This is a genomic window from Dyella sp. (assembly GCF_035685805.1).
Taxonomy (GTDB): domain Bacteria; phylum Pseudomonadota; class Gammaproteobacteria; order Xanthomonadales; family Rhodanobacteraceae; genus Dyella_A.
Map to the genome: position 1 here is coordinate 82,796 of NZ_DASSAB010000034.1, position 24,159 is coordinate 106,954.

At 68.4% G+C, this 24,159-nt stretch carries 24 protein-coding genes and 1 riboswitch; of the genes, 15 read left to right on the forward strand and 9 right to left on the reverse strand.

Annotation, left to right across the window (positions count from 1 at the left end):
* Window position 1: 1 nt before the first annotated feature.
* The 5 genes from VFG40_RS08310 to VFG40_RS08330 all read right to left on the reverse strand — a co-directional run bounded on the left by VFG40_RS08310 (window position 2) and on the right by VFG40_RS08330 (window position 5,587).
* Window positions 2-736, reverse strand: a complete 735-nt coding sequence (locus VFG40_RS08310) for an ABC transporter permease subunit (protein ID WP_324896860.1) — start codon at window positions 734-736, stop codon at window positions 2-4.
* The gene (locus VFG40_RS08315) at window positions 733-1,680 is read right to left on the reverse strand and encodes an ABC transporter ATP-binding protein (RefSeq protein ID WP_324896862.1); all 948 of its coding nucleotides are present in this window, start codon (window positions 1,678-1,680) and stop codon (window positions 733-735) included. Before VFG40_RS08315 ends, VFG40_RS08310 begins: the two co-directional genes overlap by 4 nt.
* A gap of 235 nt (window positions 1,681-1,915) precedes the next feature.
* Window positions 1,916-3,319 (reverse strand): SRPBCC family protein, encoded by a 1,404-nt coding sequence (locus tag VFG40_RS08320; RefSeq protein ID WP_324896864.1) that lies wholly within the window; start codon window positions 3,317-3,319, stop codon window positions 1,916-1,918.
* Between the two features lie 254 nt (window positions 3,320-3,573).
* The gene (locus tag VFG40_RS08325) at window positions 3,574-4,215 is read right to left on the reverse strand and encodes a response regulator (protein WP_324896866.1); all 642 of its coding nucleotides are present in this window, start codon (window positions 4,213-4,215) and stop codon (window positions 3,574-3,576) included.
* A gap of 142 nt (window positions 4,216-4,357) precedes the next feature.
* On the reverse strand, window positions 4,358-5,587 hold the full coding sequence (locus VFG40_RS08330; protein ID WP_324896868.1) for a sensor histidine kinase: 1,230 nt from the start codon (window positions 5,585-5,587) through the stop codon (window positions 4,358-4,360).
* A gap of 184 nt (window positions 5,588-5,771) precedes the next feature.
* Here VFG40_RS08330 and VFG40_RS08335 point away from each other — a divergent pair, with 184 nt between their 5' ends.
* From VFG40_RS08335 to VFG40_RS08355, 5 genes are read left to right on the forward strand one after another with little or no spacing between them, the layout of a single operon-like run.
* Entirely contained in the window at window positions 5,772-6,362 is a 591-nt protein-coding gene (locus VFG40_RS08335; RefSeq protein WP_324896870.1) for a GNAT family N-acetyltransferase, read from the forward strand.
* Window positions 6,359-7,144: a septum site-determining protein MinC gene (gene minC / locus VFG40_RS08340; RefSeq protein ID WP_324896873.1), complete on the forward strand. Its 786-nt coding sequence runs from the start codon at window positions 6,359-6,361 to the stop codon at window positions 7,142-7,144. Before VFG40_RS08335 ends, minC begins: the two co-directional genes overlap by 4 nt.
* A 54-nt stretch (window positions 7,145-7,198) precedes the next feature.
* Window positions 7,199-8,014: a septum site-determining protein MinD gene (minD, locus tag VFG40_RS08345; RefSeq protein ID WP_324896875.1), complete on the forward strand. Its 816-nt coding sequence runs from the start codon at window positions 7,199-7,201 to the stop codon at window positions 8,012-8,014.
* A gap of 5 nt (window positions 8,015-8,019) precedes the next feature.
* Complete coding sequence (gene minE / locus VFG40_RS08350; RefSeq protein ID WP_324896877.1) at window positions 8,020-8,286, forward strand: cell division topological specificity factor MinE; 267 nt, start codon at window positions 8,020-8,022, stop codon at window positions 8,284-8,286.
* Between the two features lie 40 nt (window positions 8,287-8,326).
* Entirely contained in the window at window positions 8,327-8,800 is a 474-nt protein-coding gene (locus VFG40_RS08355) for a hypothetical protein (RefSeq protein ID WP_324896879.1), read from the forward strand.
* Between the two features lie 40 nt (window positions 8,801-8,840).
* On the opposite strand, the gene chaB is transcribed toward VFG40_RS08355, so the two are convergent.
* The 3 genes from chaB to VFG40_RS08370 all read right to left on the reverse strand — a co-directional run bounded on the left by chaB (window position 8,841) and on the right by VFG40_RS08370 (window position 12,882).
* Window positions 8,841-9,068 (reverse strand): putative cation transport regulator ChaB, encoded by a 228-nt coding sequence (gene chaB / locus VFG40_RS08360; protein WP_324896881.1) that lies wholly within the window; start codon window positions 9,066-9,068, stop codon window positions 8,841-8,843.
* Window positions 9,069-9,226: 158 nt separating this feature from the next.
* On the reverse strand, window positions 9,227-11,488 hold the full coding sequence (locus tag VFG40_RS08365; protein WP_324896883.1) for a DUF5916 domain-containing protein: 2,262 nt from the start codon (window positions 11,486-11,488) through the stop codon (window positions 9,227-9,229).
* 134 nt (window positions 11,489-11,622) lie between these two features.
* Window positions 11,623-12,882: a multidrug effflux MFS transporter gene (locus tag VFG40_RS08370; protein ID WP_324896885.1), complete on the reverse strand. Its 1,260-nt coding sequence runs from the start codon at window positions 12,880-12,882 to the stop codon at window positions 11,623-11,625.
* Window positions 12,883-12,973: 91 nt separating this feature from the next.
* Window positions 12,974-13,035, forward strand: a riboswitch (Fluoride riboswitch).
* A gap of 87 nt (window positions 13,036-13,122) precedes the next feature.
* Between VFG40_RS08370 and crcB the strand changes: the two genes are divergently transcribed.
* The 8 genes from crcB to VFG40_RS08410 all read left to right on the forward strand — a co-directional run bounded on the left by crcB (window position 13,123) and on the right by VFG40_RS08410 (window position 20,263).
* Window positions 13,123-13,512: a fluoride efflux transporter CrcB gene (crcB, locus tag VFG40_RS08375; RefSeq protein ID WP_414649272.1), complete on the forward strand. Its 390-nt coding sequence runs from the start codon at window positions 13,123-13,125 to the stop codon at window positions 13,510-13,512.
* Between the two features lie 32 nt (window positions 13,513-13,544).
* Window positions 13,545-13,865, forward strand: a complete 321-nt coding sequence (locus tag VFG40_RS08380) for a putative PII-like signaling protein (protein WP_324896889.1) — start codon at window positions 13,545-13,547, stop codon at window positions 13,863-13,865.
* A 118-nt stretch (window positions 13,866-13,983) separates the two neighbouring features.
* A complete protein-coding gene (gene cfa / locus VFG40_RS08385) occupies window positions 13,984-15,102 on the forward strand; it encodes a cyclopropane fatty acyl phospholipid synthase (RefSeq protein WP_324896892.1) in 1,119 nt (372 codons plus the stop codon).
* A 74-nt stretch (window positions 15,103-15,176) separates the two neighbouring features.
* The gene (locus VFG40_RS08390) at window positions 15,177-16,205 is read left to right on the forward strand and encodes a proline iminopeptidase-family hydrolase (protein ID WP_324896894.1); all 1,029 of its coding nucleotides are present in this window, start codon (window positions 15,177-15,179) and stop codon (window positions 16,203-16,205) included.
* A gap of 116 nt (window positions 16,206-16,321) precedes the next feature.
* Window positions 16,322-17,782, forward strand: coding sequence for a GGDEF domain-containing protein (locus tag VFG40_RS08395; protein WP_324896896.1), 1,461 nt, complete (start codon window positions 16,322-16,324; stop codon window positions 17,780-17,782).
* Window positions 17,783-17,865: 83 nt separating this feature from the next.
* The gene (locus VFG40_RS08400; protein WP_324896898.1) at window positions 17,866-18,237 is read left to right on the forward strand and encodes a cupin domain-containing protein; all 372 of its coding nucleotides are present in this window, start codon (window positions 17,866-17,868) and stop codon (window positions 18,235-18,237) included.
* A gap of 362 nt (window positions 18,238-18,599) precedes the next feature.
* A complete protein-coding gene (locus tag VFG40_RS08405) occupies window positions 18,600-19,355 on the forward strand; it encodes a hypothetical protein (protein ID WP_324896900.1) in 756 nt (251 codons plus the stop codon).
* A 32-nt stretch (window positions 19,356-19,387) separates the two neighbouring features.
* A complete protein-coding gene (locus VFG40_RS08410; protein ID WP_324896902.1) occupies window positions 19,388-20,263 on the forward strand; it encodes a TraB/GumN family protein in 876 nt (291 codons plus the stop codon).
* A gap of 13 nt (window positions 20,264-20,276) precedes the next feature.
* Here VFG40_RS08410 and VFG40_RS08415 read toward each other — a convergent pair whose 3' ends face one another.
* Window positions 20,277-21,068 carry an N-formylglutamate amidohydrolase gene (locus VFG40_RS08415; RefSeq protein WP_324896903.1) on the reverse strand — a complete coding sequence of 264 codons (792 nt, stop codon included), beginning with the start codon at window positions 21,066-21,068 and terminating at the stop codon, window positions 20,277-20,279.
* A 187-nt stretch (window positions 21,069-21,255) separates the two neighbouring features.
* On the opposite strand from VFG40_RS08415, the gene parC reads away from it, so the two are divergent.
* The gene (gene parC / locus VFG40_RS08420) at window positions 21,256-23,493 is read left to right on the forward strand and encodes a DNA topoisomerase IV subunit A (protein ID WP_324896905.1); all 2,238 of its coding nucleotides are present in this window, start codon (window positions 21,256-21,258) and stop codon (window positions 23,491-23,493) included.
* A gap of 211 nt (window positions 23,494-23,704) precedes the next feature.
* A complete protein-coding gene (locus VFG40_RS08425) occupies window positions 23,705-24,151 on the forward strand; it encodes a hypothetical protein (protein ID WP_324896907.1) in 447 nt (148 codons plus the stop codon).
* The last annotated feature ends 8 nt before the right edge of the window (window positions 24,152-24,159 follow it).

The following is a 24,159-nucleotide window of genomic DNA, read 5'->3' on the forward strand; positions in this document are numbered from 1 at the left end:
GTCAGCGACTCCGCTTCAGGTCGAGCAGCAGCACTCCGGCGGTCAGCCAGGCGCCGATGGAGAGGAAGAAATACGCCAGGTCCCGCAGGTCCAGGACGCCGCGCGCGATCGCCTCGAAGTGCCGCAGCATGCTCAGGTGCGCGACCCCGTTCACGAGCCTGCGGGGCAGCGCCTCCTGGAATACATCCAGCACCTGCGACTGCCCGGCCAGCAACAGCAGCACGCAGACCAGCGCAGTGAGGATGAACGCCACCACCTGGCTCTGGGTGAGCGCCGACAGGCATGCGCCGATCGCCAGGAATGCGCCGGCCATCAGCCAGCTGCCCAGATAACCGGCCAGGATCACGCCGTTGTCCGGATCGCCCAGGTAGTTGACGGTCACCCAGATCGGAAAGGTCAATGCCAGCGCCAGCCCCACGAACAGCCATGCGCCAAGGAACTTGCCCAGCATCGCCTGCCACAGTCGCACCGGCAGCGTGAGCAGCAGCTCGAGCGTGCCGGATTTGGCCTCCTCGGCCCACATCCGCATCGACACCGCCGGCACCAGGATCAGGTACAGCCACGGGTGCATCGCGAAGAACGGCTGCAGATCGGCCTGGCGACGTTCGTAGAAGTCGCCGGTGTAGAACGTCAGGATGCCGGCCAGCACCAGGAAGATCACCAGGAACACATACGCCACCGGCGTCACGAAGTAGCTGCGCACTTCGCGCCGCATGATCACCTGCACTGGACTCATGCTGCGCGCCCTCCGGCTTCAGCGGGCGCCGCCGTGGTGATCTGCCGGAACACCTCGTCCAGCCGTCCCCGCTCGAGCTGGATCTCCGACACCTCCAGGCCCTGCGCGCGCAGCAGTTGCTCGACCGGCTCGAGGATGCGCTGGCCCGCGCGCGGAAATACCGTGATGCGCCCGTCCAGCGGATCGACCTCGATCGACGCCACCTGCGGCAACCGCCCCAGCATCTCCTGCGACACGGCACTGCCGGGCGCACTGAACGAGACCGCGCCGTGATAGCGCGAACGCTGCTCCAGCTCCGCCGGCGTGGCGTCCGCCAGCAGCCGGCCCCGCGCGATGATGACCACGCGGTTGCACAGCGCGTGCACCTCTTCGAGCAGATGCGTGGACACCAGGATCGTGCGTTCGCGCGCCATCGCGTCGATCAGCTGCCGCACGGCATGCTTCTGGTTCGGATCCAGCCCGTCAGTGGGCTCGTCGAGCATGAGCACGGGTGGATCATGCAGGATCGCCTGGGCCAGGCCGACGCGCCGCCGCAGCCCCTTCGACAGCGTGTCGATGCACTGGTCCAGCACGTCCTCCAGCTGCAGCCGCGCGATCGTGTCTTCGAACCGGCGCACCGCGGTTTCGCGGCGCAGCCCGCGCATGCGCGCGATGAAGATCAGGAACTCCCGCACCGTCATCTCGCCGTAGCCGGGCGCGCCTTCGGGCAGGTAACCAAGCGCCCGCTTCGCTTCCATCGGCGCCGTGCGCACGTCGTGCCCGCAGACCCTCGCGGTACCGCTGCTGGGAGCAAGGAAGCCGGCGATCATGCGCATGGCGGTGGTCTTGCCCGCACCGTTGGGCCCCAGCAGCCCCAGCACCTGGCCCGGTTCGGCACGGATGCTCAGCGCGTCGACCGCGGTGAACCTTCCATAACGCCGGGTGAGCTGTTCGGTTTCGATCATCGCTAGGCCGCTGGAGATGGATGCGGGTGGACGGCGCTGGCCGCCAGGCGACCGCGAGTGCCACCGGACAATGTAGCGCACCGTGACGCGCCACGAACCCGCAGCAGCCACGATCGGCCCGGTGACGGATGCCCCTGGTCACGCAGCGCCTTTGTCCGGTTCAGGCGACGGCGTCTTGCCGCAAGAAAAAGCCCCGTCCGCGGACGGACGGGGCTGGATCGGTCACACTAGGCGATCAGTTGCCGGCGCTGGCGGCCTCGGCCGGCGCGTCCACGCTGGCCCCGGTGGCCGGAGCCGCTGCGCTACCTGCGGCGGCAGGCGCCTGGTCGCTGTCCAGGGTCGGCGGCTGGATGCCGGCTTCCTGCTCGGGCGTCTGCTCGGGGGCTTCGCTGAGCGGCAGGTAGACGTCGTAGCGGGCGTACTGGGTCACGTTGTTGTCGGTGTCGATCTGTTCCGGACGGGCCAGCACGTCGTAGAAGCGATTGACCACGCTGTCGAACTTGTAGCCGTGCGTCTGCGCATACGCTTCGAGCTCGTCGCGCGTCTGCGGCACGCCCGCGTAGGTGCCGTTCCACTCGCCCTTGAGCGCCGGGCCACCGAACATCATGGTGGCGCGCACGTCCTGGTCGATGATCAGGCGGCCGTACTTGTCGGTGGTGCCCGGCGCATTGGCAGCCAGCGCGGCGGCCGGTGCGGCAGTGGATGCAGCGGAAGCCGGCGCGGCGCTCGAGGCAGCCGCCGCCGGGTCGCTCGGCAGGGTCGGCTTCTGCACGGCCGTCAGGTCGTGGCTCTCGCCGCCGACCGTGAGAGTTGTCGCGTCGATCGGCAGCGCGATGTCGAACGTGAAAGTCTGGTCGCCGTAGTTGCTCACCACGAGGATGCGCGGCCCGGTCACGTTGACGCCAAGCTTCTTGGCGGTGTCCTTGAGCAGCTTGACCGCGTCGTTGGTGGTCTCCGACAGCGCGTCCAGACCACCCTCTCGCTCGATCTTGGTCGAGACCATCAGCACCGGCGTGGGCTTGGTCTGCACGATGTAGGGCACCAGATCGCCGTACTCGACGTTCTTCACCGATGCCAGCATGTTCTGCAGGCCGGTCAGGCTGTACTGGATGAAGGCATCCGGCGCGCCGTGGATGTAGAGGTTGGAATAGCGGTTGAGCAGGTTCCAGCCGTAGTCGACGTCGTAGCCCCAGGTCACCTTGGTCAGCTTGTTGGTGCGCCCCGAGCGCTCCAGATCGATCGTGAAGTGCTTGTCGTTACCGCGCCAGTCGCTGTCCAGGTTCCAGACGATCTTGGCTTCCTTGACCCGGCTGTCGATGGTGTTGAAGTCCGGCGTGGCGCTGGCGATGGTGAGCTTGCCGTCGCCGGCCTTCTTCGGCGCGCCGTCCCAGCTGACTTCGGCGCCGGGCCCGTAAGCCTTGCCGGAGAAGTCGTACTTGATGGTCGGGTCGCTGCTGCTCAGCTCGGCATAGTCCGGGAAGCGGCGGAAATTGTTCAGCACGTCGTAGACCTGGCGCATGTCCTTGCCGATCACCAGCGACCTTTCCACGTGGCCGCTGCCAGGCATCGCAATGCCCACCACCACGGCCAGCACGGCCACGATGATCAGGGCGACAACAAATTCAAGAACACGCATCATTCCAGGGTTCTCCGAGCGTCTCTACGCAGCACTTGATGGGATTGCCGCCACCGCCGCCCGGAAAGCCCGCAAGGAACCGCCCGCGCCGGGTAGGAGCGCATACCGAAGCGACGGATGTTACTTGCTCGCGGCGAGGAACGCCATCTGCGCCCGCAATACGCCGCAAATCCCGAAAAATGAGGCGCCGCGCGGCTCTGCGGGCCGCCGGGGCGCCGTGCATGCGCCCGCGAATGGACGGCCGAACGGACGCCCTTTCAGACGATGCCCAGCTCCAGCGCCTTCAGCACGGCGCGGGTGCGGTCGCGCACGCCCAGCTTGGAGAGGATGTTGGACACGTGGTTCTTCACGGTGCCCTCGGCCACCTTCAGCGAGTTGGCGATCTCCTTGTTGGAGTAGCCGCCGGAGAGCAGTCGCAGGATCTCGGTCTCGCGCTCGGTCAGCGGGTCGGGCTGCTCGAGGCTGGTGAACTGGTTCTGGATCCGACCCACCCCGGCGAGCAGGCGCTGGGTGACCATCGGCGCCACCAGCGAACCGCCGGCGGCCACGGTACGCACGGCCTCCACCAGTTGTTCCAGCGACACGTCCTTCAGCAGGTAGCCGCGCGCCCCGGCCTTCAGCCCCTGCAGCACCAGCTGGTCGTCGTCGAACGTGGTGAGGATGATCGTCGGCGGCAGTTCGTTGCGCGCTGACAACGCCTGCAGCACTTCCAGCCCGCTCATGTTGGGCATGCGCAGGTCCAGCAGCACCACGTCGGGCTTGATCCGGGGAATGTCGAGCACTGCCTGCGCGCCGTCGGCGCACTCGGCTATCACACGGATATCTTCGGCAAGGTCCAGCAGCGAACGCACGCCCTGGCGCACCAGGTTCTGGTCGTCGACGAGACAGACAGAAATCATTGCGGATCCTCAAAACGTGGATAACCGTGTCGGCAGGCCCCCAAGCCTGTCGCGACCGCGCCGCAGTCCCCCTGCGTCGCATTATTCTGGCACGCGTGCCCACTCATCGAGCGCGCAGCACATCGCATCGCGGAGGCGTGCGTCATGGCAGGGTCAGCGCCGGCGGCTCGGACCGGCTCGGCGCATGCGCCAGCGCGCTTGCCTCGCCCAGCGGCAGCCGCACCGTCAGCGCGAAACCCTGCAGCGCCGAGGTATCCACCACCACGCTGCCACCGAACTCGACCAGACGCTCGCGCATGCCGCTCATGCCGTTGCCCGGGGCGTAGTTCGCCGCGCCGCGGCCGTCGTCGCGCGCGTGCAGGCCGAGCATGCCGTCGTCGGCGTAGGCGAAGTGCAGCCAAAGGTTGCGCGCGCCGGCGTGCCGGGCGGTGTTGGTGATGATCTCCTGGGCGCAGCGCAGCAGCACCTGGGCCCGCCGTGGATCCTCGACACTGAAGCGCGGCGGCGTCTGCACATGCACGGCCAGGCCGGGAACGCCCTCGATCAGGCTGCGCAGTGCGTCGGTCAGGTCGATCGCGTCGTCCTGGCGCAGTTCGCTCACCGCCTCGCGTACGTCCGACAGCAGATGCTTGGCGGTGGCCTGGGCCTTGCGCACGTGATCGGCCGCCGCTTCGTTGGTCAGGTGGCTGGCCACTTCGAGGTTGAGGCTCAGCGCGGTGAGGTGGTGCCCGATCAGGTCGTGCAGCTCACGCGCGATGCGCATGCGCTCGGCCATGCGGGTGGATTCGGCCAGCAGCGCCCGGGTCGCGCGCAGCTCGGAGTTGAGCCGTCGCTGCACCTCGCGCTCTTCCGCCTGCTGGGTCGCCACCGTCGAGGTGAAGAACACCAGCGCCGACAGCCCCAGGTACATGCACACCTGCAGGATCGCCGTTCCCACCGTCCAGCCCTGGTAGCTGGCGATGACCGGAATCAACAGCAGGTTCTGCGCCAGCAGCCACACCAAGCCCGCCACCACCGGCAGCTGCCAGGGCAACACCACTGCGATCACCAGCATCAGCATGGCGGACAGTCCGCTCTGGCTGAACCAGCCCACCGCGATGGCCGAGACCGTGATCAGGACCAGCAGGAGGATCTTGGTGATTGCGCGCAGCGATCCGCTCAGGCCCATCCGGCTGTCGCGCGTGAGCAGCACGTACGCCATGCCGAAGAGCAGGTAGGAAATGATCCAGCCCGACAAGGTGGGATTGCTCCACCACACGCTCACCTGGGCCAGGCTCCAGTTGCCCGGCCACAGCGGCAGGCTCACGCACAGGTACGTGAACAGGCCGGTATACCGGAGGACGCGGACGTGGTTGAGCTGAAGCCAAGGCATGGCCGGCATCATAGGCCCCGCCACGGCGGCCGCAATGCGCGGAAAGTCACGCATGCCCCGTGTCCGGCCACCGACCCCGAGGCGCCGGTGGCGGGTGTCGGTGCCACGGCTGCGTGGCATAATGCGCCACCTCGCAGGCTGCACGGCGGCCTCGCACCCTTCCAAATCTCTTGCGGAGCAACGAATGGCCCTTGCCATCCGCGACGTGTGCGAGCGCGATCTGGCTGCCGTGCTGGCACTGAACAACGCGGCCGGCCGCTCCATCCTCGCCATCGACGCGCAGCAGCTGCAGTCGCTTTATCGGCAGGCGGACTATTTCCGGGTGGCGGAGATCGACGGCCAGCTGGCTGGTTTCCTGATTGCGCTGCGCAACGGACGCGACTACGACAGCCCCAACTACCGCTGGTTCTGCGAGCACTACCCACAGTTCCTGTACATCGACCGCATCGTCATCGCCAACGCGTTCCGGCGTCACGGGCTGGGCCGCATCTTCTATTGCGACGTCACCAGCTACGCCGAGGTGCGCGTGCCGCTGCTGGCGTGCGAGGTGTTCCTGGAGCCACGCGACGACGTGGTGGTGCTGTTCCACGGCACCTACGGATTCCAGGAAGTGGGCCAGCAGCGCATGGGCGAGCACGGGCCGCAGGTCAGCCTGCTGGCCAAGGACCTGCCCAGCTACAGTTACGTGCGCGATACCTACCTGGAACACGGCGCGTTGCCGGCCGAGCCCTGGCTGGCCGAGCGCCTCGGCCCCACCTCAGAACCCCTTGCATGAACGCCAAGATGGATACCTCCGACGCCTGTGACCTTCGCTTCGGCCAGGTCGGCATTGCCTGCGTGCGCGTGCGCCGCGTCGATGCCGCCGCGCTGTGCGACGAACTGGAGCGCCGCGTGCGCTCTGCCCCCCAGCTGTTCGCCCGTGCGGCCGTGGTGCTGGACCTGAGTCACCTGCTGGACCTGCCGGACGACGGCACCGTCGACGCGCTGCTGGAGGCAGTGCGAACCGCCGGCATGCTGCCGGTGGGGCTGGCCTACGGCACCAGCGAGACCGAGGCGCTGGCCAAGCGCATGGGCCTGCCGCTGATCGCCAAGTTCCGTGCCGCCTACGAACCGGCCGATGGCGGCGGCACGGCGCCAGCACCCGCCGCCGCGCCGGCTGCAACCGCAGCCCCTGTCGCGGCCGCGCCGCTGCGCGAACAGATCCTGTCGGCGCCCGATGCAGGTGGCGCGGCCGGCGCCCAGCACCACGACGGCGCGGTCCGGTCCGGTCAGCAGGTATATGCCCGCGAGCGCGACCTGGTGGTGACCGGCGCCATCGCCAACGGCGCCGAGGTGATCGCCGACGGCACCATCCACATCTACGGCAGCCTCCGCGGCCGCGCCATGGCCGGTGCCCAGGGCGACGAGAAGGCGCGCATCTACGTGTCCGACTTCCGCGCCGAACTGGTGGCCATCGCCGGGCACTACCGGGTGTTTGAACAGATCCCCAAGGACCTCGAAGGGCACTCTGTGCAATGCTGGCTCGATGGTGAAAAATTGATGATCGCCCGGCTCTGACACGAGCTTGCGGGCCTTCCACTACAACAAGAACGATTCGCGGGAGATGAACCCTTGACTGCACAGATCATCGTTGTCACGTCCGGCAAAGGCGGCGTCGGCAAGACCACCACCAGTGCCTCGCTGGCCACCGGGCTGGCCATTGCCGGCAAGAAAGTCGCGGTGATCGATTTCGACGTGGGCCTGCGCAACCTCGACCTGATCATGGGTTGCGAGCGCCGCGTGGTGTACGACTTCGTCAACGTGGTGCACGGCGAAGCGACGCTGAAGCAGTCGCTGATCAAGGACAAGCGCCACGAGAACCTCTACGTACTCGCCGCCAGCCAGACCCGCGACAAGGACGCGCTCACCCAGGAAGGCGTCGAGAAGGTGCTGGATGGCCTCTCCGCCGAAGGCTTCGACTACGTGGTGTGCGATTCGCCCGCCGGGATCGAGAAGGGTGCGCACCTGGCGATGTATTTCGCCGACCATGCGGTGGTGGTGGTGAATCCGGAAGTGTCCTCGGTGCGCGATTCGGACCGCATCCTGGGCCTGCTTGCCAGCAAGACCCGTCGCGCCGAGCGCGGCGAAGGCGCGATCACCCAGCACCTGCTGCTCACCCGCTACAACCCCACGCGCGTCGCCGCGGGCGAAATGCTCAGCGTGAAGGACGTCGAGGAGATCCTCGGCATCAGCGTGGTCGGCGTGATTCCCGAATCGGAGAACGTGCTGGCGGCATCCAACGCTGGCGTGCCGGTGATCCTGGACGAGAACTCCATGGCCGGCCAGGCCTACAGCGACACGGTTGCCCGCATTCTTGGCGAGGAGCGGCCGCTGCGCTTCACCGAAGTGACCAAGAAGGGCTTCTTCCAGCGCGTATTCGGGAGCTGATCGACATGGGTATCCTCGATTTCCTCAAGCGCAAGCCCGAAGCCAGCGCCAACGTGGCCAAGGAGCGCCTGCGCATCATCGTGGCGCAGGAGCGCTCCACCCGCGGCGCGCCCGACTACCTGCCGCTGATGCGCAACGAACTGCTGGAAGTGATCAAGAAGTACGTGCAGGTGGATATCGACGCGATCTCCATCAACCTCGAGCACGACAGCGGCCACGAGGTGCTCGAGCTGTCCGTGGCACTGCCGGACGGCAAGCCCGCGGCCGGCTGATCCAGCGTCCGGGGCGAACCATCGTCCCGGACCACTTTCGATGCTTCCGACCGATCCCGCTCCCGACGTGCTGCGCCTGGCCGACCTCGACGTGGCCGCTGCCGCTGCGCTGCTGGCGCGCTACGACCTGCAGCTGCAGCATGTTGCCGTCGGCGTGCCGATTCCCGGCAGCTTCTGGGGCGACGAGGAGGCCGGGGTCATCGGCAGCACCGTGTACGCGCGCGACGACACTCCGGTGCACTCGCTGCTGCATGAGGCCTGCCACCTGATCGTGCTGCCGCCGGAGCGCCGCGCCGCCGTCCACACCGACGCCACCGATTCGATTGCCGAAGAGGATGCGTCCTGCTACCTGCAGATTCTGCTGGCCGACGCGCTGCCCGGCGTGGGGCGGGCCCGGCTGATGGCCGACATGGACGCGTGGGGGTACTCGTTCCGACTTGGCTCCACTGCCGCATGGTTCGAGCACGACGCTGCCGATGCGCTGGCTTTCCTGCGCGAACGTTCGCTGCCCTGACAGGCGCGCTGGCACGTCGGCGCGCTATCCGGTGACAGCGCTACTTGCGGTGCCAGTGGCCGTCGTCTCCCTTGCGGTATTGCCCTTTCACCGCCGCCCAGGCCACCCGATGCGCGGTCTCCTCGCGCGAGGCATCGCCGCGCCTTTCATCGCTCTCGGCGTACTCGTCCCAGGCGCTGTTGAAGGCGGCCTGGTAGATCTCCTGCGCATGCTTGGGCACGTTGTCCCGCACCGAGTCGGGAAGATCGTCGATCGACTTGTATGGCATCAGCCGGCACCTCGGGAGCACTGCGCAGGGGCCGTCATGCTCGACGCCCCGGCGTCAACCGGGCATGAAGCGCAGGCGAGCGAGCCCCTGCCGGCAGCGGAGGTCGGCGGCGCCTCAAGCGCGCGGAATCACGTGGGGCCGACCAGAGCGCGGAGCGGCTAGATCTCGAAACGGTAGGCCAGCTTCACCAGCAGCTGCTCGCTGTCGCGCAGATCGAAGCTGCGGTTGAACTGGTTTGCCGCGCCGCGGAACAGGGGATCCAGCGCGTAACCGCCGCGGCCGTAGACCACGTACAGGTCCGACAGCGGCGCCAGTTCGTAGCGATAGCGGATCTGGAAGCCGAGGTTGCGCACGCTGAAGTCGCTCACCGCATCGTCGCTCGGGTGCGCGCGCCGATCGGCGCCCACCCGGTAGGCCTGCAGCAACCGCGCATCCAGGCCAAGCGCCTGCAGTTTCACGCGCAGCTCCTGACGGCTGCCGATGGCCCAGTTGAGCCCCGCGTTGAGCAGGATCTCGCGGCTGTCGAAGCTGCCGATGAGGTTGTCGCGCTGCCACACCAGCCAGTTCGGCGTGAAGCCGTAGGTCACCCCGCTGAACAGGTTGAAGGCGTCGTTGACGAAGTACGTGGGCAGATAGGTCAGCTCGTAGCCGACGCGGTCTGCGCCGGTGAGCTGATTGCCGCTCACCTCCGCCTCGAACTCGTGCGACCAGGCGCCCCGACGCGGACTGACGCGATCCCAGTACACCTGGAACGTGGCCGGCGTGTGCAGGTCGCCGTGGCGGCGGGTCAACAGGTCGTCGTAGGCGGCCGTATCGAGATTGAGCTGGAAGGTGTCGTTGCCGCCATCGCGCCGGTCGCCGATGCGGATGAAGCGCAACTCGCGTTCCAGCGGCAGGCCGTGGTCGTTGTCGATGCCGATGATGCGGGAGCGCCACTGCACCGAGGCGTAGGCCGACGACGCCGGCAGGCCGGTGAAGCGTCGCCGCACCTCCCAGTGCGCATAGTTGAAACTGTTGCGCGGCAGGTAACCGAAGTCATTGAGGTCGAGCTGGTTGCCGAAGTGCATGCCCAGCCACTGCTGGCTCCAGCGCTCGTTCATCTCGTACTGCACCACCGTGGTGGCGCCGGTATCGCGCACGCTCCGCCCGTGCTGCACGATATCGCTGCCCACCACGTTGCTGGTCACCGTGAGCTTGGCGTTTGGCTGCCAGCGGTGGTCGAGACCCAGCACGTTGGCGTCCCGATCCAGCAATGGATGTTCCACACGCGTCGCCAGCAGGCCCAGGGTCTGCGTGCCGTAGTCGTGCGTCAGACGGAGCGCTCCGAAGGTGCGGCCGATCTCGCCGTCTTCCTGCGCCGCCATCACGCCGTACTTGGTGCCGCCGACGCTGCCGTTGAGCTTGAGCGCCGCCGACACCTCGGCCGCGCCGTGGCCGTCGTCGGCGAGCCCGCCCACGCGACGGGTGTAGATCAGCTGGCTGTTGTCGATCAGCAGGCCGAAATCGAAGATGCCCTGGTTCTCGGTGAAGAATGGCCGCTTGTCGCTGAAGAAGGTTTCCTCGGCACCGAAGTTCACCACCAGGTCGTCGCTCTCCACCTGGCCGAAGTCCGGATTGATGGTGGCGGTGAGCTGGGTCTGCCCGTTCGGCTTCCAGAAGATGTCCGCGCCGGCCTTGCCCTGGTTGCGCCCGTTCACCTGGTCGCGCACGCCCACCACGTACGGCGTGATCGCGAACAGCGACTGGCTGTAGGCCGGCAACGTCACCGGCGTGAAGTCCGACAGGAAGCGCGGCCGGGTGAAGCTCGCCTGTGGCCACGCGTCGCGCTCGCCGGTGGAGCCGATCACCCGATCCAGGTACAGCCCCACCGTGCGCTCGCCGCCCTGGGCCTTGCGCATCGGCGCGATGTACCAGGGGATCAGCATCTCCGCGCTCCAGCCCTGCGCGTCCTCGCTCACCGCGTGCTGCCAGTTGCCGTCCCAGTCGGTGCTGAAACGACTCTCGCTGGTGATCACGGCGTCGTTGATGTCATCGCTGAGGGTGACCATGAAGTTGTAGCCGGTGCGGCCGTCACCGTCGAAGTCGATCATCAGGTTGACCCGGTCCAGCTGCGCCTGCTCGTCGCGGCGGATGCGCTGATGGGTACGCGGCACTCCGGGCGGCTGGGTGGCGCGGAAGGCGATCGCCAGCCCCTCCGGCGTGGCCAGCACCCAGGCCTCGGTGGGCTCGCTGGCGGGCGCACCGGTGAGAGGCTGGACCTTGCGGAAGTCGGTGATGTGTCGCGCGCCCTTCCACTCCGCTGGATCGATGCGGCCATCCACGGCAACCGCACGGGCATGGCCCGATACCAGCAGCAGGGCGAGGGTGACCGCGGCGCCGGCAAGGGCCCGCAAGGAATGATCGGGACGCAGAAAAGTCATGGCGGGCCGTGGGGACGGCAATACGGAAAGGTGCTGCAGCCTAGTGCGCCAGGCCGGATCGGCCGACTGGCAGAAGTCATGCCAACCTTGGATGGCTCCGCCGCATCTTCTCCGATCGCGGCATGCGCAATGGCTCAGCGCGGCTCGGCGATCTGCGCCTGCAAAGCCACGTCGCGCGGCGGTGGTGGCGCCGGCGGAACCCGCACCGTGCGCTGATACCAGCGCCACGCCAGCCAGCCGCACGTGGTGAGGCACAGGCTGCCCAGGCCCAGCCCGAGCATGCCCCCGGACAACATCGGCGACAGCACGCCGGCCACGCCGGCGTTGAGCAGCAGGCTCACGAAAGCCTGCACCGACGATGCCCCGCCGCGGCGCAGCGGAAACCGGTCCAGCAACAGCAAGGTGAGCGTGGGAAACGCCAGCTGCACACCCACGCCCTGCAGCGCCAGCGGCAGCATCGACCACGGCAGCTTCGGCTGGGCGAACGCAAGCGCGGCCAGCACGTGCAGCACGCTCGCGCCCAGCATGCAGGCGTAACCCAGGTTCACCGTGAACGCCACGCTGCGCCGTACCGCCAGCCGCCCGGAAAGCCACGCGCCGAACACCAGTCCCACCACCACCGGCAGGAACAGCCACGGAAAACCCTGCGCGGACAGGTGGAGCAGCTCGCGCACGATCCGCGGCGCCGAGGCGATGAACAGGAACAACCCGGCAAAATTCACCGAACTGGCGAGCAGCAGGGGCACGAACGGCCGGTCACGACCGAACGCCACGTAGCCGGCCAGCAGCTGGCGCGGCACGAACGCCGTGCGGCTGGCCGGCGGGTGCGTCTCGCGCAGCAGCAGTTGCAGCGCCACCGCCATCAGCACGGTGAACGCCATCAGCAGCCAGAAGATGCCGTGCCAGCCGTCCAGCCACAGCAGCTGCGCACCGACCATGGGCGCGATCACCGGCGCGATGCCGAAAATCATCATCACCCGCGACATCAGCTGTTGCGCTGCGGGGCCCTGCAGCGAATCGCGCACGATCGCCCGCCCCACCACCAGCCCTGCCCCGGCGCACGCGCCCTGCAACGCGCGGCATCCCAGCAGCATCGCGAAGGAGGTCGACAGCGCCGCGCCGACCGACGCCAGCGCATACACCAGCATGCCGGCGATGATCACCGGCTTGCGTCCGATCGCGTCGGAGATCGCACCGTGGAACAGGCTCATGGCGCCGTAGGTCACCAGGTACACGCTGATCAACTGCTGCAGGGCGGTGTCGTCCACGGCAAACGCTTCGCCGACCAGCGGAAACGCGGGGAATACCGCGTCGATCGAGAACGGACCGATCATCGACAGCCCCGCCAGCAGCCAGGGCAGGCTGCGCGGAACGGAGGGGGCGACGGAGCTCATGGGTACGGGCAGGTCATCACGGCGAGGCATGCCAGCATATCGCCGGCACCGGCCGCTTGACCGGTTCGTCCGAGCATTTGCTACGATCCGGCCGTTGCAGGGAGATGGCATGCCTCCTTGAACCGCCGCAAGGCTGATGATGCCTGACCGACCCCGGCGCGGGGTGGCCGGGCATGGTTCCAGGCGCCGCCTGGGCATGCCCGCCGTGCCCGCACCACCTCTGCTGGAACCCGGATGCGCATGGACCTTCCCTCGTTGCTCGCCGTCGGCTGCGGTGCCTTTCTCGGCGCGGTGCTGCGCTGGATGCTCGGCCTGTGGCTGAACCCGCTGTTCCCCACGCTGCCGCTGGGCACGCTGGGCGCGAACCTGCTCGGCGGACTGCTGATGGGCATGGCGATCGGGGTGTTGAGCCAGTTCGACGCGCTGTCGCCGGCAGCGCGGCTGTTCTTCACCACCGGGTTCCTCGGCGGACTCACCACCTTCTCCACCTTTTCGGCCGAAACGGTCACGCTGATGCTGCGTCAGCAGTACGCGTGGACGCTGGCGATCGTCGGCGCCCATGTCGCCGGCACACTGGCCATGACGCTGGCCGGCATCGCGCTGGTGCGGGCCGTGGGCGGCGCGCGTTGACCTTGATCCGACCCCCGGGGGAGCCCGAGCGCATGAACGGTTATTCGCTGCGTTTCTACATGCACGAGAACCAGAAACACCACGGCAAGCTGCTGTACGAATGGTTGCTGGAAGCGGCCCGGGAGCAGCGCGTGCATGGTGGCTCGGCGTTCAAGGCGATCGCCGGTTTCGGCCGGCATGGGCAGATCAGCGCAGCCCATTTCTTCGAGCTGGCCGGCGAGCAGACCGTGCTGGTGGAGTTCCTCGTCGACGCGGCCGCAGCCGATGCGCTGGTGGCGCGGATCGAGGCCGAACAGGTGCCGCTGTTCTGGGCGCGCCTGCCGGCGCAGTTCGGGGTGGTGCCGGCCGGTTGAGCGCGGCTTGATCAACGTCAAGCCCCGCCTGCTGTGCCCGGGCGATGGTGCGGGGCCGGTTCACGATCGGCATCCGGGCCAGCGGCCCACCCATTGGAGGATCGCGTAGGAGGCGCCGATGAGCTCCGATTCGCTGCAACGCAAGGCCGAACAGCTGCTGGCCCAGGCCGGCATCCAGATCAACGGCGACCGCCCGTGCGATCTGCGGGTGCACGACGAGCGCCTGTACGCGCGGGTGTTTTCGCACGGCTCGCTCGGGCTGGGCGAGGCCTACATGGACGGATGGTGGGACGCCACCGACCTGCCTGGTCTGTTCACGCGCATGCTGTCCTCGCAGCTGGACCGGGAGCTGCGCACGCTCGACACGCTGCTGGCCCATCTGAAGGCGCGCTTCCTCAACCGCCAGCGCGGCGAGCATGCGTACGACGTGGCGCAAATCCATTACAACCTGGGTAATGACCTGTTCCGCGCCATGCTGGGCAAGCGCCTGGTGTATTCGTGCGGCTACTGGGCGCAGGCGGACAATCTCGACGACGCGCAGGTGGCCAAGCTGGACCTGGTCTGCCGCAAGCTGCAGCTCAAGCGCGGACAGCGCGTGCTGGACATCGGCTGCGGCTGGGGTGAAGCACTGAAGTTCGCCGCCGAACGCTACGGCGTGCACGGGGTGGGCATCACCGTGTCCACCGAGCAGGCGGCGTTCGCACGGGAACTGTGCGCCGGCCTGCCGATCGAGATCCGCGTGCAGGATTACCGCGAGATCGACGAGTCGTTCGACGCGGTCTACTCCATCGGCATGTTCGAGCACGTGGGCGGGCGCAACTACCGGAGCTACTTCGAGACCGTGCAGCGCTGCCTCAAGGAAGACGGCCTGTCGGTACTGCACACCATCGGCAGCCATGGCGCGCCGGCGCAGACCGACCCGTGGATCGAAAAGTACATTTTCCCCAACTCCATGATTCCCGCGGCCAGCCAACTGAGCGCGGCGCTGGAGGGCCTGTTCGTGGTGGAGGACTGGCACAACTTCGGCGCCGATTACGACCGCACCCTGATGGCCTGGCGCGACAACTTCGATCGCGCATGGGACAGCCTGTCCGACCGCTACGACGAGCGCTTCCGTCGCATGTGGCGTTTCTACCTGGGGGTGTCGGCGGCGGTGTTCCGCAGCCGGCGCGACCAGCTGTGGCAACTGGTGCTCAGCCCCCGCGGCGTGCCCGGCGGCTACCGCGCGCCGCGATGAGGCACGCCTTTCGTCGCGCTTGCCCGCTGCTGCGGTGCGCGGGATAGTCGGCAGGTTTCCCGGGGAGAATCGTGATGATCAAGTTCGCCGCACTGCTGGCCACCCTCGTGCTGCCGTTCGCCGCCTGCGCTGCGCAGAGCGCGCTGCCGGCCAGCTACTACAGCCATGCCGGGCACGACGACGTGCTCTCCGGCGGGGTCAGGATGATTCCGATCACCACGCCGCTGGGCAAATTCCGCGTGTGGACGAAGCGCGTGGGCAACAACCCCAAGCTGGCGGTACTGCTGCTGCACGGCGGGCCCGGCATGACGCACGAGTACTTCGAGGCGTTCGACAGCTACCTGCCCGCCGCCGGCATCGAATACATCTATTACGACCAGCTCGGCTCGGCCTACTCCGACCAGCCGAAGGGCCCCGGCACCGACGCGCTGTGGACCACCGACCGCTTCGTCGAGGAGGTCGAGCAGGTGCGCCAGGCGTTGCATCTGGACAAGAACAACTTCTGCGTGCTCGGCCACTCCTGGGGCGGCATCCTGGCGATGGAGTACGCGCTCAAATACCCCCAGCACCTCAAGTGCCTGGTGATTTCCAACATGGTCGACTCGATCCCGCAGTACAACGCGTACGCGAAGCACGTGCTCGAACCGGCGATGGATCCGAAGCAGCTGGCCGAGGTGAAGGCGATGGAGGCGGAGCACCGCACCGACGACCCGCGCTACATGCAGATCCTCACCACCATGCACTACGAGAAGCACGTGCTGCGCATGCCGCAGGCGCAGTGGCCCGAGCCGGTGACGCGCGCGTTCGGTCACGTCAACGGCCACATCTACACGCTGATGCAGGGCCCCAGCGAGCTGGGCGCCAGCGGCGTGCTGGAGCACTGGGACCGCAGCAGGGACCTGCACGAGATCACCGTGCCCACGCTGGTGATCGCCGGCCAGTACGACACCATGGATCCGGACTACATGGCGCAGATGGCCAGGGAGCTGCCCAACGGCCAACTGCTGCTGTGCCCCAAGGGCAGCCACATGTCGATGTACGACGACCAGCAGACCTACTTCACCGGGCTGGTGAAGTTCCTCGAGGGCGTCGCAGCCAGGTGAGCACCGCGCGGCACCGGCGCGGCTCCCGCCGTGGGCGCGGGCGCGCCGGGCAGGCATACTGACCGGGCCGGCCGTCGGGGGACAGCCGCACCTGGGCGATCCACAAGGGGACCAAGATGACGGGCAACGACTTCGGCCGCCTGCGCGCGTGGGCGAACCGCGGTGCGCAGCGCAGCGCCGCCCACCGCTATCTCGTTCTCGCGATCGGCTGGCTGGTGCTGTGGCGCCTTTCCGGCCTCATGCAATACGCGCCCCACGCCAGCCTGTGGTTTCCGCCGGCAGGGCTGAGCTTTGCGGCGCTGCTGGTGATGGGCTGGCGCGCGCTGCCGGTACTGGTGCCCTGCGCGATGGTCGCCACGCTGTGGATCGATCGCCTGTATCTCACCGGCACGCCGGTCGGTTACCTGCTGGGCGCCGGCGCCCTGTTCGCCGGCGCGCACTGCCTGTCCTACGGTACCGGCGCGCTGGTGCTGCGGCGATTGATCCGCCGCCGTGCCTCGCCGACGGCGCCGGCAGTGGTCATGGCGTTCCTCGCGATCGGCTCACTGTCGGCGCTGGCGGCGGCACTGCTGGGCGTGCGCGCACTGGCGCTGGCCGGCCTGGTCGATCCGGTGGCGACGCCGGGACTGTGGCTGCCGTGGTGGATCGGCGACATGGCGGGCGTGCTGGTGTTCGTGCCGCTGATCATCGGCGTGCTCAGCCTGCGCTACCCGTCGATCGAGGCCTGGCTGGGCGGGCTGTCGTTCCAGACGCTGTCGCGCGGCCGCGGTGCGTACGCGGGCAAGCTCGCGCTGAGCGTGACGCTGGTGCTCGCGGTGCTGCTGGCAAGCGCCCCGGCCGGCCAGCACGAGGCGGCGTTCGCGCTGTTTTTCCTGATCCTTCCGCAGATGTGGATCGTGCACACCGAGAGCCCCTTGCGCAGCGCCGCCAGCATGGCGCTGTTCGGCACGGCGGTGGCGGTGATGGTCGCCGTACTGGGCCTGATCGGCCAGGCGCTGGTGTTTCAGTTCGCCATCTGCGTGATCGCCGCCAGCGCCTGCTTCGGCCTGGCCGTGCCGGCATTGATCACGCAGAACCGCCAGCTCGGCGAGATGGCGCTCAGCGACGGGCTGACCAAGGTGGCCACCAAGGCGCACTTCTTCGAATGTGCCGAGCGTGAGCTGGTCGATGCGCGCGGCCAGGGCATGCCGGTGTCGCTGGTGGTGCTCGACATCGACCGCTTCAAACAGGTCAACGACCGCTTCGGCCACGCCATGGGTGACCAGGTGCTGGTGGGCCTGGTGCGTGCGCTGCGCATGCAGCTGCGCCAGTCGGACCTGGTCGGGCGTTTCGGCGGCGACGAGTTCATGGTGCTGCTGCCGGGGATGGCGCTGGATCGGGCACAGGCGACCGCTGCCCGGTTGGCGCTGGCGCTGGCGGGGCTGGCTGTGCCAGGGCTTTCCGAGCCACTCTCGGCCAGCTTCGGCGTGGTTGCGGTGGGCGACGGCGAGCCGATCCTGGAGGCGTTCGATCGCGCCGATGCGCAGCTACTGGCCGCCAAGCGCGAGCGCCACGCCGGCACACCCGCCCTCGCCTGAGCGATCGGCCTGAGCGATCGGCCTGAGCAAACGGCCCGATCAACCGGCTTGATTGCGGCGCCGCCGGGTCCTAGGGTCGCCGCATGATCAATGTACTCACTCCCACCGACGCCGCCGCACGCCTGGACGAACTGTGGTCGCCGCGCGTGCTGGCCGCGGTCGACGACAGCCTGGTCAAGGTCGCCAAGGTGCGCGGCTCGCTCACCTGGCACAGCCACGCCGACGAGGACGAGCTGTTCTACGTGCTGCACGGTGCGCTGCGCATCGAGCTGGAAGACGGGGTGGTGGAACTGGGCGAAGGACAGATGTGCGTGGTGCCCAAGGGCGTGCGCCACCATCCGGTCGCGGCGCAGGAGTGCCACCTGCTCCTCATCGAGCGACGCTCCACCCGTCACACCGGCGACGAGGTGACCGCGCAAACCCGTTCGCTGGAAGAGCAACTGCGCCCGCTTTGAGACTGCGCCCGTTCCGAAGCTCGCACGCTGCCACTCTGGCAGGCTGATCGGCTTCTGCTGCTAACCGCGACGCCACGGCCGGGCACGCGTCGCCGATGGCAGCGCGTGCCGGGCCATGATTCGCGGGCGCACGCCTTCGCACCGCCACGCCACCGCACTCCCGTCCGCTTGCCCAAGGCGGCCTCGCAGGCCAGCGCGTGGTGCAGGGCCGCTCTGATTTTTCACGTCGGCGAGACGTCACCCGGCGCCTATTCCACGGCGGCTCTCTCCATGGTTCGACACGTTGCCGTGCCCTGGCCGCACGTCGAATCTTCGCCGCGATCTCTCTCAAGCCTGCGCATCTGCGTTCGAGCGTCACTGCCATGCGTCCCCAGGAACAAAACATCGGATTCGAGGCCACGAGGGCGGCCGCCGCGCCGCTCGTGCTGGCCGTGGTCGAGCTGTTCCATCCGCACCCGGATGACCTGCTGGACCTCGACGTGCATCTGTGGATGCTGGTGCATTACGCGCAAATTCCGCTGTTTGCGCTGACCGCCCTCGCGGTGACGATGCTGTTGCGCAGTCGTTCCGACGTGGCATCCACGATCGCCCGCACCGCCCTGTTTGTCTTTGCGCTCAGCTTCGTGGCTTTCGACACCGTGGCCGGCGTCGCGGTAGGCATCCTGGTCGGCTCCGCGCAGGCGTCGGCCAATCCCCAGGCCTGGCAAAGCGCGATCGATGCGCTGTGGACGCACCCGATCATGGGCGGCACGGGCGTGGACGGCCCTCCGTCGCTGGCTGTGCTTGGCCGTGTCTCCCTTGGCATCGGCACGATCGCCGCCGCGGCGTCACTCAAGCGCGGCGGCAGCGGCTGGGCACCTGCCGGTCTGCTGGGCGTATCCAGCCTGGGCATCAATCTGCTCCACAGCCACGCCTGGCCTGGGGGACCGGCCACATTCGGCGCCATCGCACTGGCCGTGGGCTGGATCCGCTACCAGTCGCTGATACGCACTACCCGTGCCGATCGCACCACCGCGGCAGCCCTTGATCGATCAGGTGGCCCCATCACACCGTCTGCAGGCACACATGTGCACGGTCGGCCGGCGGCACCGACAGACTCCGCTGCCGATAACGATTGAACCGACCCCAGGCCTGCGCTGACACTGTCCGCATGAAGTCGCTCCTGATCGCACGGGCACTGGTCTGCCTCGTCCTGCTGCTGCCTACCGCCATCCTTGCCAAGCCGGCGCTGTGGGTGGTGCGGGACACTGACACCACGCTGTACCTGTTCGGCACCATCCACCTGCTGCCAAAGGACGCCGACTGGCGCTACCCGGCGCTCGACCGCGCGTTGGCGCAAAGCGATGCGCTGGTGGTGGAGATCATCGACGACAACCCGGCCAACATGACCGCGTTGGTGTTGCGGCTGGGCATTGATGCCACGCATCCGCTGTCGAGCTTGCTTTCTGCCGGCGACTTCCACCGGCTGGAACTCGCCGCCCGTAAGGCGGGCCTGCCGGGCACCAGCACGCTCAATGTGATGCGGCCCTGGCTGGCGACCCTGACGCTGACGCTGGCACCGCTGACCAGGGCCGGACTGGACCCGGCGCGCGGCGTCGACCGCCAGCTGCGCGACATGATGACCAAGGCCGGCAAACCGGTGCGCGCGCTGGAAACCGCCGAAGAGCAGATCCACTTCCTCGCCGACATGCCCACCGCAACGCAGCTGGAGATGCTGCGGCACACCGTGCGCGAAAGCGATCACGCCACGCTGCAGCTGAAGGCCCTGCTCGACGCATGGCAGGCCGGCGACGGCGCCGCGATTGCCCGGCTCGAGAACGACCTGATGAAGCGCGAGACGCCCGCGCTGTACCAGCGCCTGCTGGTACAGCGCAACGCAGCGTGGGCTGGCCGCATCAAGGCCATGCTCGACACGCCGGGCACGGTGTTCATCGCCGTGGGCGCCGCGCACCTGGCAGGCCCCGACAGCGTGCAGGCACAGCTGCAGACGCTGGGTATCCGCAGCACCCGCGTCCCCACCCCGTAACGACCCGGTCCTCCTACAACTGCAACGGCGGGGGAAGCAGCCCGGCGTGCTGGGCGGCGCGCAGCAGCCAGTGCGCTATGCGCTCGCCCCATACGCGCTGTCCCTCGGCGTCGGCGATCAGGTCCTGGCGTACCTCCAGCTCCACGTGCGGCAGGCCGCGCTGCTCGCCGTAGACCGGAATCGCATAGTCGGTGGCGTCGCTCACCGCATAGGGCTGGTTGTCGCCCACGCACCAGCCCTCGGCGCGCATCACTTCCAGCAGCGGATGGGCCAGCCGCGCGTCGCGCTGGTACAGCACGCCCAGCTCCCACGCGCGGGCATCATCCATGAATACCGGCGTGAAGCTGTGCACGGTGACCAGAATGGTCGGCCGGCCAGCGGCGGCGCGCCGGTCCAGCTCCTGCACCGTGCGCTGGTGGTAGGGCTGGAAGATCTCCTCGCACCGGGCCGCCACGGCGGCGGGCGACAGATCACGATTGCCCGGCACGGCGGTGCGCTCGCTCACCGCGACGATCAAACCGGGCGCGTCCAGCGGACGGTTGCAGTCGATCACCAGCCGCGAGTAGGTCTGGCAGATCAGCCACGCGTCCAGCGTCTCGGCCATCACCCGCGCCATGCCTGCCGCGCCGATGTCCCAGGCGATGTGGCGATCCCACTCCGGCGCCGACACGCCCAGGTCGCCCAGCGCAGCAGGCACGGCGCGGCCGGCGTGGTCGCAGGTAAGCAGGAACGGCGAGGCGCCCTCGGCGCGGTGCACGGTGAACGGGGCGGGATCGGCGGGGCCTAGCAGGCGGGAAGACGGCATGGATCGAGGCGCGGCGGGCAAAGCCGCGACGATACCGAGTGACCCCGCGACCGGCCAGCGCCGCTGGCGCAGATCGTGCGACAGCAGCACGGCACTGTGCCCGGCGCAAGCTGTCACCCCCCGGCCCGTTCTGGCACCATCGACCGGCTGTCCGCGCCGCCGGCGCGCTTATCGATTGATCGAAAAAATGAACCTGCAAGCCAATTACGAACAGATTCCGCTGAAGGAATACGCCGAGCGCGCCTACCTCGACTATTCCATGTACGTGGTGCTCGACCGCGCCCTGCCCTTCGTCGGCGACGGCCTCAAGCCGGTGCAGCGACGCATCATCTACGCGATGAGCGAGCTGGGCCTGGCGGCCGGCTCCAAGCCGAAGAAGTCGGCGCGCACCATCGGCGACGTGATCGGCAAGTTCCACCCGCACGGCGACAGCTCCTGCTACGAAGCGATGGTGCTGATGGCGCAGCCGTTCTCGTACCGCTATCCGCTGGTCGACGGCCAGGGCAACTTCGGCTCGCCGGACGATCCCAAGAGCTTCGCGGCGATGCGCTACACCGAGTCCAAGCTCAGCCCGATCGCCGAGGCGCTGCTGGGCGAGCTGGCGCACGGCACGGTGGACTGGGTGCCGAACTTCGACGGCACCATGGACGAGCCCAGCTGGCTGCCCGCGCGCGTGCCGCACGTGCTGCTGAACGGCTCGATGGGCATCGCCGTGGGCATGGCCACCGACATCCCGCCGCACAACCTGCGCGAAGTGGCGAGCGCCTGCATCCGCTTGCTGGATGACCCGGACGCCACCGTGGCGGATCTGTGCGAGCACGTGCTGGGCCCGGACTACCCGACCGAGGCGGAGATCATCACCCCGCGCAGGGAGCTGCAGGCGATCTACACCACCGGCGGCGGCTCGCTGCGCGCCCGCGCGGTGTACGTGGTGGAAGACGGCAACGTGGTGATCACCGCGCTGCCGCACCAGGTCAGCCCGTCGAAGATCCTCGAGCAGATCGCCGCGCAGATGCGCGCCAAGAAGCTGCCGATGATCGAGGACCTGCGCGACGAGTCCGACCACGAGAACCCGATCCGCCTGATCATCGTGCCGCGCTCGAACCGCGTGGATGCGGCCGAGATGATGCAGCACCTGTTCGCCACCACCGATCTGGAAAAGAGCTTCCGCGTCAATCTCAACATGATCGGCCTGGACGGCCGTCCGCAGGTGAAGGATCTCAAGCGCATCCTCAGCGAGTGGCTGAGCTTCCGAACCACCACCGTCACCCGTCGTCTCGAACACCGGTTGGCCAAGGTCGAGCGCCGCCTGCACCTGCTGGAAGGCCTGCGCATTGCCTACCTCAACCTGGACGAGGTGATCCGAATCGTCCGCACCGAGGACGAGCCCAAGGTCGTGCTGATGAGCCGCTTCCGGCTCAGCGAGGAGCAGACCGACTACATCCTCGAGACGCGCCTGCGCCAGCTGGCGCGGCTGGAGGAAATGAAGATCACCGCCGAGGCCGACCAGCTGGAGGAGGAGCGCGCGCGCATCAACGTGCTGCTGAAGTCGCCGGCCAAGCTCAAGGGCCTGATCAAGGAAGAACTGCGCGCCGACGCGGCCAAGTTCGGCGACGACCGCCGCTCGCCGCTGGTGCAGCGCGACGTGGCGCAGGCGCTGGACGAGAGCGCGCTGGTGGCCAGCGAGCCGGTCACCGTGGTGCTCAGCCAGAAGGGCTGGATACGCGCCGGCAAGGGCCATGAACTGGATGCGGAGGGGCTCAACTACCGCGACGGCGACGGCCTGGCCGCGTTCGTGCGCGCCCGCACCACGCAGCAGATCGCGGTGATCGACTCCACCGGCCGCAGCTATTCGACCGCGGCGCACACGCTGCCCTCGGCACGCGGCAACGGCGAGCCGCTGACCGGCCGCTTCAGCCCGCCGCAGGGCGCCAGCTTCGACGCGCTGGCCGCCGGCGACAACGACACGAGGCTGATCCTCGCCACCGATTTCGGCTACGGCTTCGTCACCCGCTTCGAGGCGCTCACCGGCCGCAACAAGGCCGGCAAGCAGATCATCAGCCTCAGCGACGGCGCGAAAGTGCTGGCGCCGCAGATCAGCGCCGATCCGTCGCGCGATCGCATCGTGGTGGTCACCGGCGAAGGTCACCTGCTGATGTTCTCGGTCGCCGAGCTGCCGGAGCTGGACAAGGGCAAGGGCAACAAGCTGATCGAGATCCCGAAGAAGCAGTTGGCGGAGGGCGAGCGCGTGGTGGGCGTGGCCGTGGTCGCCGAGGGCAAGGGCGAGGTCACCATGTGTGCCGGCCAGCGCAAGCTCACGCTGAAGTGGGCCGACCTGGTGGAGTACGGCGGCAACCGCGCCAGCCGTGGCGGCGTGCTGCCGCGCGGCCTGCGCCGGGTGGAGCGGATCGAGACCAGCGGCTGACGCGACCGCGGCGCCGCGATCCGCCGTCCGGCCGGCACGGCGCCCGGGCTGCACTCTTCGCTGGCGCAGCAGGCAGCAGAGCACGCCTTGCAGCGCAGGATGCGACCATGCGCTCAGCCGGCAGGAACTTCCCGCCGTCGCGGCACCCAAAGCATGGCCGTGCACGCACCGCGCCCCCGCGGGTTGACACGGCCTCACCCGCGGAGCGCACATGTCCATGCATCGAACCCTCGCCGTACTCCTTGCCGGCACGCTTGCTACCTCCGCGACGGCGCAGAGCGCGAACCGGCCGCTCAACCTCAAGCTGCCGCCGGGCGCGGTTCCCGCGGCCAGCAGCAGCGCAGCCGCTCCGGCTGCCGCCAGCACGGCACCGGGCGTCTATTACGGCGATACCAGCGGCACCACCGATGCGGCCATCGCCGCCAACGAGCCGCCCACCGACACCTGCGACGACGCCACCTACAACGCGACCCAGATGCACGGCAGCGTAGGCATGGGCGTGGTGGCGGGAAGCCGCTTCAGCGGCAACTACCAGACCGGCACGGTCAACCTCACCAAGGCCTTCGGCGACTGCGATCACCCGACCGGCGGCGTGAGCATCTCGATCGGCGCCGGCCAGGGGCATTTCGATCACGACGGTCGCCGCTTCGGACGCTGACCGGGCCG